This is a genomic window from Agrobacterium sp. NPDC089420 (genome assembly GCF_044900305.1).
Classification (GTDB): Bacteria; Pseudomonadota; Alphaproteobacteria; order Rhizobiales; family Rhizobiaceae; genus Agrobacterium.
Genome location: NZ_JBJDMY010000031.1, coordinates 20,525 through 27,514, shown reverse-complemented (window position 1 = coordinate 27,514; position 6,990 = coordinate 20,525). Strand labels below are relative to the sequence as shown.

Below are 6,990 nucleotides of genomic sequence, written 5' to 3'. Positions count from 1 at the left end.
CGGGCATTCGTCTGCGCGAAAGCGTGACAGACACGATGGTTGCCGTACCGATCACGCCACCTGTTTGCCTTGCCGTCGTCGCTTCGCCGGCCTACTTCGCGGCCAATCCGGCCCCGAAGCTGTTCGAGGACCTAGCGAAACACAATTGCCTCGGCTTTCGCCAGTCGAGCAGCGGAGCCGTTTTCCGCTGGGAGCTAACGGACCCTCGGTCGGGCGAGGAGCGGCTGTACCAGCCGCTTGGAACATTCGCCACCAACAGCGACGACGTCATGCTGAGTGCCGCGCTCCAAGGACTCGGCCTTGTTATGCATCTGGACTTTGCAGTGCGTCAGCATCTGGCTTCCGGCGCATTGGTGCGCGTGATGGAGGATTGGTGCCTGCCTTTCGAGGGCTTCAATCTCTATGTGCCATCCCGCGACCAGATGCCGGCCAAGCTGCGGGTCTTCGTCGACTTCCTCGTCGAAAAGCGACGGCAGCTAGAACGGTAGGCGCCTTGCGTCAGCCGTGTTCTTCGTAAAAGAGCGGGCTGCCTCGATTTACAATCGTTCGTTTTCCGCCCAATTGACCGACCTCTTCGCCTTGAGCGGGGTCGAACCGCCGACCCTATAATTATGAATCTAAAATAACTCAGTAGCTACGGCGCCGCGGCCGATCAGGCCAGATGCTGCTTTAGGAACGGCACGAGCTTTTCGAGCGCGAGGCCGACCGGCTCCGGCTTGTCGTAGAGATCGTAGTGCGACCAGTCTTCCAGCGAGACGAGCTGGCGATCCTTCGAGGCGACGGCGCGGCCATAGGCCTCCATGCCGTCGCGGAATGCACCGAAAGCGCCGACCTTCTGGCCGATCACCACCATCATCGGCTGGGTCAGCAGCGTCTCGGCGAAGGCGAAGGCATCCCAGGCCAGCGTCTTCTGGGCATGGCTGAACAACATCCGGGTCCAGCCGCCTTCCTGCTGACCGCGCGGCGTCTTGTAATAGTCGGTCGCCTCGAACACGTCGCGTTCGGTAAGGCCGGCTTGCGTGGCGACTTCAGGGCTTGCGGGCAGCAGTTCATTGACCTGAAGCTCGCCGCCGCGTGCTTCCGCGGTGCGCTGCGCCGCCATGGCTTCCAGCGCGCCAAGCGGATTGTAGCCGCTGAAGCCCTCGCGGAAGAGACGGCCGATATTGACCGGGGTGATGCCGACGACGGCCTTGATGCGCTTCTCGGTCAAGGTGGCGTTGAGGACGTAGCCGCCGCCACCGCAAACGCCGATCACGCCGATGCGGTCGGCATCGACATAGGGCAGCGTCACGGCATAGTCGATGACGTGGCTGATGTCCTCGACCCGCTGGGAGGGGCTTTCGATCCAGCGGAGGCTACCGCCGGATGCGCCCTGGAAGCTGGCGTCATAAGCGATAACGACGAAGCCCTGCTCAGCCAGCGCCTTGCCATAGACATTGCCCGAGGTCTGCTCCTTGCAGCTTCCGAACGGGTGGACGCTGACGATGGTGGGATAGGTCTTCGCTTCGTCGAACGCCGGCGGGAACAGGATATTGGCGGCAATATGCCAAGCCATATCGGGGTTCTTGATCTGAACGGTTTTCATGTTGTTTTCCTTGTGAGGGGGTGCGCAATCCGTGTGGACCGACGATGCCGGCCCACATGGCGTTCACCACGCCGCTATGATTCAAACCGAGAGCTTCGTCGTGAAGAACGGCGCGAGCACCGAGACGGCTTCGTCGACATATTTCTCGCCGTCATAGAGTTCCATGTGATTGGCGCCCTCGACGATATGGAACGCCTTGTCCGTGCTGGCGGCACGATCAAAGAGGTCGTCGCTCATCCATTTGCTGCCCGCCACGCTGCCCGCGACGATCTGGATCGGCTGGGTCAGATAGACGTCGGCCATGTGATAAGCGTCGTAGGTGATGATCTGGTTCAAGCTGCGCAAGGTTGCGACGCCAGGTGAGGTTGGGCACTGCGCGCGGGCGGTGTGGTAATATTCCCATGCCTGACGAAGCTCTTCGTTCGGCGCGTCCGCTTCGTTCACCGGAGCCAGCGGCATCGTGGCGGAGCCCGCCTTCGCATCCTCGGTGCGGGCGTTGGAGCCAGCCTCGATATAAGGCAGCGCATCGATGGACTTGACGGTGTTCTCCCAGCCGTTGCGGAACATCGAGCCGATATTGACGGCGCTGACCGTGCCGATGGCCTTGATGCGACGATCCTGGATCGCGGCGTTGGCGGTGTAGCCAGCGCCGGCGCAGATGCCCATGGCGCCGATGCGGCGGTTGTCCACATAAGGCAGGGTGGTCAGGTAGTCGATGACGGCGCTGACGTCCTCGGTGCGGATGTAGGGATTTTCGAGCTGGCGCGGCTCGCCGCCGCTTTCGCCTTGATAGGAGGCGTCATAGGCGATGGTTACAAAACCGAAGTGGGCGAGCTTGGCCGCATAGGTGCCGGCCGTCTGCTCCTTCACGCCGCCGCCGGGATGCGAGACGACAATCGCCGGATAGGTTTTGCTCTCGTCGAAGCCTTCGGGAAAGTTGATCACCGCTGACATGGTGATTGTCGGGTTGTTCGAGTTCTTGAAGCTGATCTTGCCCATGTTTTCGGTTCCTTTTCGATATGGGATCGCATGTCTCTTGCTGATGGAGAGAATCTAAGACAAAACAATTGCCTCGATTAGAGGGATAATTACGCTTGGCCTTATCACTGGAGTGATGAATGAGACGGGATGAGATCGCCGATCTTGCGGCGTTTGTGGTGGTTGCCGAAGAGCGCAGCTTCACCAAGGCGGCCGCACGTCTCGGCATGGCGCAATCTGCGCTCAGCCAGATCGTGCGGCGCAGCGAGGAAAGGCTCGGCCTGCGGCTTCTGTCGCGCACGACGCGCAGCGTCGCGCCAACCGATGCCGGGGAACGTCTGCTCGCGACCCTCGGCCCGATGCTGCACGATCTCGACACGGCCATCGCTTCCCTGGGTGAACTGCGCGACCGGCCCACCGGCATCATCCGCATCACCACCGTAGAGCACGCGGCCAAGACATTGCTGCTTCCCGCCATGAAGCGGCTGCTGCCCGACAATCCGGACATTTCCGTTGAGTTCACCATCGACTATGGCCTGTCCGATGTCGTCGCCGATCGTTTCGACGCCGGTGTGCGGCTCGGCGGGGAGATGTCGAAGGACATGATCGCGGTGCGGATCGGCCCCGACATTCCGATGGCCATCGTCGGCTCGCCGGACTATTTCCGCACGCACCCCATTCCCACTGCGCCCGCGCAACTCATCGATCATCGCGCGATCAATCTGCGGCTCCCGACCTCCGGAACGCTGAACAAGTGGCGGCTGATGCGCGGCGGCCGCGAGACGCGGGTCAGGGTCGACGGTCCGCTCGTCCTGAACACCATCGACTTGATCCTCGACGCCGCGCTCGATGGTCATGGCATCGCCTATCTGCCGCTCGATCAGGTCCAGCCCCACGTCGCGTCTGGACGACTGACGCGGGCGCTCGCCAAGTTCACACCAGATCTGCCGGGCTATCACCTCTACTATCCGCACCGGCGGCATGCTTCCACGGCGTTTACAGCCTTCCTCGAGGCTGTGCGGTTTCGCGGATGAAGGCGTCCTGTTGCAAGATCTGCGCCACCACGGCGATCAAGACCCCGAGAGGCGATGGCCACCAGATCTAGCTAATGACAAAGCTCTTGAACGGAATCGAATTGGCGACCCGTTGATCCCAGACATGAAGTTCGGAGCCTAGCTGGTAGGAATAGTGTCTGGCCATTCCTGTGCGCCATGAAGTACGCGGAGAATGCGAACCGCCGATTGCGTTACAGCATAAGCCGCGACATATGGGGTACCGTTGATCACCAGTTCGCGCGTCCCGGCAATTCTGCCAACACGACCACTCGCCGGAAAATCAATTAAGCGACGAGCAGCCGCGACGATCCGTTCGTCGACCATGATGGCAGCTGAGGGACTATCCGCCTCGATAAAGGTGAAGATGGCGTCTCGATCTGACAACGCAAACGCTGACCAGGTAAGCTTCACGACTTGCGCGCCGCTGCTTTAACGCGCGCTGCCGCTCGCCTTTTTTCGAAATGAGCCTCGACTTCATCATCCGAAACGTCAGGTCGCGTGTCGTTCAGCGCTTCAAGGACCTTGCTGCGAAACCAAGTATCATGAGCTTCGCTGCCTGATATAAGTTCGAGCGGTAGTGCTCCCTCGTTCGCCGTCCGGGTGAGTAAGATACGAACTGCGTCCGACACCGTAAGACCCATGCTCTCAAGCACCGCAGAGGCACGATCTCGAACTTCAGCATCAATGCGAGTTTGAACGAGTGCGTTCGAAGCCATAGTTATCTCCAACTGAAAGATCAATCGTAATGCATATGAATTACAACGTCTATAGAAGATTTCCGTGTGCGCCACACCGCTGCATTCTTCACCTTGATGGGAGCTGAACCAACGCCCCGCCATTTCGAAATCTCAATCGCTTGAAAATATTCTGTAATCCGCATCACCGGCAGCCTCGGTGTCGAATTGGGAACATATCCTCGCCGCGGTGGTGAAGACGGGTGTGATGTAGTCGGCAAAGCCAACGTACTTTCAGAGGCTCGTCGTACCGGTCATGATGAGCATCGACGGCAACAACCCCACAAACCTCGCACGTTTGTTTCTCTAGGTCACCAGCCTTCACCGCCCTCTGGACGGCGAGGTGAGCGTCATATTTTGCTGGATTGGCTCGGCGCCAGTTGGCCTGACGGGTATTGGTTTTCAACATGGGGGTGATCCCAAATAGGTTTAGGTCGCAACGAGTTCGGCGAGTTTGTCTGCTACCATTGCCATCGTATCTTCCCCGGTGCTCAACCCGCTGCGTGAAGCCAAAAGGGGGCTGACATTGCGGAGGGCTTCATACGTCGTATTATGGACAATGGGCACGAGCTGTTCGGTCGCCAAGAGCGCTGAAAGCTCCTTGTCAGCAACGCCTGCTGCTGGAAGACGGCGAAGCAATGCCGGTGTTACCAACACGATCCCTACTCGTGACTTCACCAAGCCCTTGTCGATCTCGCGAAGCAACGAGGTACCAAGGGCGACATCCTTTTCGCTGAACCAGACTGATACGCCACGTGCTTCGAGCAGATCGTGCAAATCCTTGGCGTCCCCCTGCCGATCGTCCCAGGCATGGCACAGAAAAACGTCGCGGAGATCAGGTAATAGCGCTCGGTTCTCGGCGGTTTCCCGGATTGGCGTAAGCGCCCGAACTTCTGTTGGTGTATACAAAATCGTCGAACCAACCTTCGACCACCTTGCTCTTACCCGGCCTGATCCGCCGCTGCTGCGTACCGACGAGGAGCTGGATGAAGGTGAATACGAGGAATACGATCCATGACCGCTACTGTAACTGCTATAGCTGCGATAACCACCGTAACGGCTGCTACCTCGACATGCAGGGCAGTTCGCAGCCGCATTCGCTGAACGATGCCCTTCTCTGGGTGCTGTACATTGAACCATCGGAAAACCCCTTAAAACCTTCTGATCAACTGTCCTTGACGGTCGTGCGCGGATGTGACTTGCCATATCTTGTAGTCACGAACCTGCCAGAAATAGCACTCCTGTACGTGCCTCCGGTGCTCCCGCCATTTTTCGCTTCTCGCACGGTCGTTCTGGGATTCGAACGTCCCTGCTTGGGTGTGACGAACTTTCCAGTGATTGCGCTGCGGAAGTTGCTTCCGCTTCCTTTTCCTTTTGCCATCTGTCTTCTCCTTTACGAAATGCCTGTGAATCGGGCATTAGGATAATAAAGGAGCGTGGGTGTCAAAAACTGTCACCCAATGAAATCACGAGATAGCATCCGCACCGAAACGGCTTATGGCAATGAATCGAAGTCAGTTCTGCGGTGGTTTTCGATCAAGCTACGCAGCCCTTCGGGCGCAACTACTTCGACTGCATCGCCCCATGAATAAAGGTGCCATGCCATTTCAAGCCAGCCTGCCGCATGAAAGCGTACAATTAGGCTTCCATCTTCTTGTGGCTCGACGGTCTGCTTTGGGTGGAAGGAGAACTCAGCCGCCCGCGCTGCGGCATGCGGAGCGAAACGCCAGATGACTTCGTCATATTGCTTCGGATTCTGGTAAACGCCGAACGATCTGGCGGTGTAGTCTTCGAGCGAAAACCCTGGCGCGATATTGAAGCTTTCGTCCAAACTCTGAGCACTCAGTATCCTATCCATGCGGAAGTTCCGCATCTCGTCTCCGCGTTCTGGCTGGCGTGCTACGAGATAGCTCCGATGCCCAAGTAAGAAACCATGAGGCTCGACGACACGTTCCGGCGCATCCATGGTTCCGTACCGCATCCGTAATCTGAATGGTCCCCGCAAGGCTTCAATAACAGCGTCGACAACAGCCGGGACTAAATTGACCCGCGGTCCGGGGCGTGCGACCGATCCCATCCCTAAAAGGACGGCTTCGACATCTGCCTCAGTGCGAAGAGCATCTTTCGGCGTGAGACGCGCAAGCAGTCCGCCGCGAAGGTCATCGAGTGCAGCAGCGTGACGCAAACGCCCCTCGCCGCGCGCTGTTTTGCTCGCGATTTCCAGCGCCTCAATCGCTGTTTCCTGTCTCAATTGCAGTTTTTCCAGAACCGGATCAAGAACGCGCCACCGTCGTCGACGATCCGGGCCGGTAACCGTCTCCACGTTACCGAACACGGCCTCAAGCGCCTCAGTCATACGCTGCGCTGTTCGATGCGAGATGCCGAACTCTTCACGAATTTCATCGAGACTGATTCCGGTTCGCCGAACAGCAGCCAGCCGCGCAAGTCTGATGAGGTCTTGAGACTTGGAGAACGGCAAGACTAATTTCCTTTGAACAAGTATGTCAGATATTGACACCCATACACGTTATGGATGAATTTCGGATCTGTCGATATGCAATTGCTTTCATCGCGGATTATCACTGCGCCTACTGTTTCGAACGATTTCGCTTCATACAAATAGCTATTCATCGGAGGC

The 6,990-nt window shown here is 58.3% G+C and carries 9 protein-coding genes; 2 read left to right on the top strand and 7 right to left on the bottom strand.

The features are described 5' to 3' along the window. On the top strand, positions 1–488 hold a 488-nt coding region (locus ACI2KA_RS25490; protein ID WP_404505235.1), incomplete at its 5' end, for a LysR substrate-binding domain-containing protein. A 164-nt stretch (positions 489–652) separates the two neighbouring features. On the opposite strand, the gene ACI2KA_RS25485 is transcribed toward ACI2KA_RS25490, so the two are convergent. Together ACI2KA_RS25485 and ACI2KA_RS25480 are read right to left on the bottom strand one after the other, a co-directional pair. Then, a complete protein-coding gene (locus ACI2KA_RS25485) occupies positions 653–1,585 on the bottom strand; it encodes an alpha/beta hydrolase (protein WP_404505234.1) in 933 nt (310 codons plus the stop codon). An 81-nt stretch (positions 1,586–1,666) separates the two neighbouring features. Then, entirely contained in the window at positions 1,667–2,584 is a 918-nt protein-coding gene (locus tag ACI2KA_RS25480) for an alpha/beta hydrolase (protein WP_404505233.1), read from the bottom strand. Between the two features lie 119 nt (positions 2,585–2,703). Between ACI2KA_RS25480 and ACI2KA_RS25475 the strand changes: the two genes are divergently transcribed. Then, the gene (locus ACI2KA_RS25475; RefSeq protein WP_404505232.1) at positions 2,704–3,597 is read left to right on the top strand and encodes a LysR family transcriptional regulator; all 894 of its coding nucleotides are present in this window, start codon (positions 2,704–2,706) and stop codon (positions 3,595–3,597) included. A 138-nt stretch (positions 3,598–3,735) separates the two neighbouring features. Here the strand turns inward: ACI2KA_RS25475 and ACI2KA_RS25470 are convergent, their stop codons facing one another. The 5 genes from ACI2KA_RS25470 to ACI2KA_RS25450 form a co-directional block, all read right to left on the bottom strand. Next, positions 3,736–4,029, bottom strand: coding sequence for a type II toxin-antitoxin system RelE/ParE family toxin (locus tag ACI2KA_RS25470; protein WP_269347760.1), 294 nt, complete (start codon positions 4,027–4,029; stop codon positions 3,736–3,738). Next, the gene (locus ACI2KA_RS25465; RefSeq protein ID WP_404505231.1) at positions 4,026–4,334 is read right to left on the bottom strand and encodes a type II toxin-antitoxin system RelB/DinJ family antitoxin; all 309 of its coding nucleotides are present in this window, start codon (positions 4,332–4,334) and stop codon (positions 4,026–4,028) included. The genes ACI2KA_RS25470 and ACI2KA_RS25465 overlap by 4 nt, the downstream gene beginning before the upstream one ends. 163 nt (positions 4,335–4,497) lie before the next feature. After that, positions 4,498–4,761: a hypothetical protein gene (locus ACI2KA_RS25460; protein WP_404505230.1), complete on the bottom strand. Its 264-nt coding sequence runs from the start codon at positions 4,759–4,761 to the stop codon at positions 4,498–4,500. Positions 4,762–4,781: 20 nt separating this feature from the next. Then, positions 4,782–5,492, bottom strand: a complete 711-nt coding sequence (locus ACI2KA_RS25455) for a toll/interleukin-1 receptor domain-containing protein (RefSeq protein ID WP_404505229.1) — start codon at positions 5,490–5,492, stop codon at positions 4,782–4,784. A gap of 355 nt (positions 5,493–5,847) precedes the next feature. Continuing rightward, a complete protein-coding gene (locus ACI2KA_RS25450; RefSeq protein ID WP_404505228.1) occupies positions 5,848–6,831 on the bottom strand; it encodes a helix-turn-helix transcriptional regulator in 984 nt (327 codons plus the stop codon). Positions 6,832–6,990: the final 159 nt, after the last annotated feature.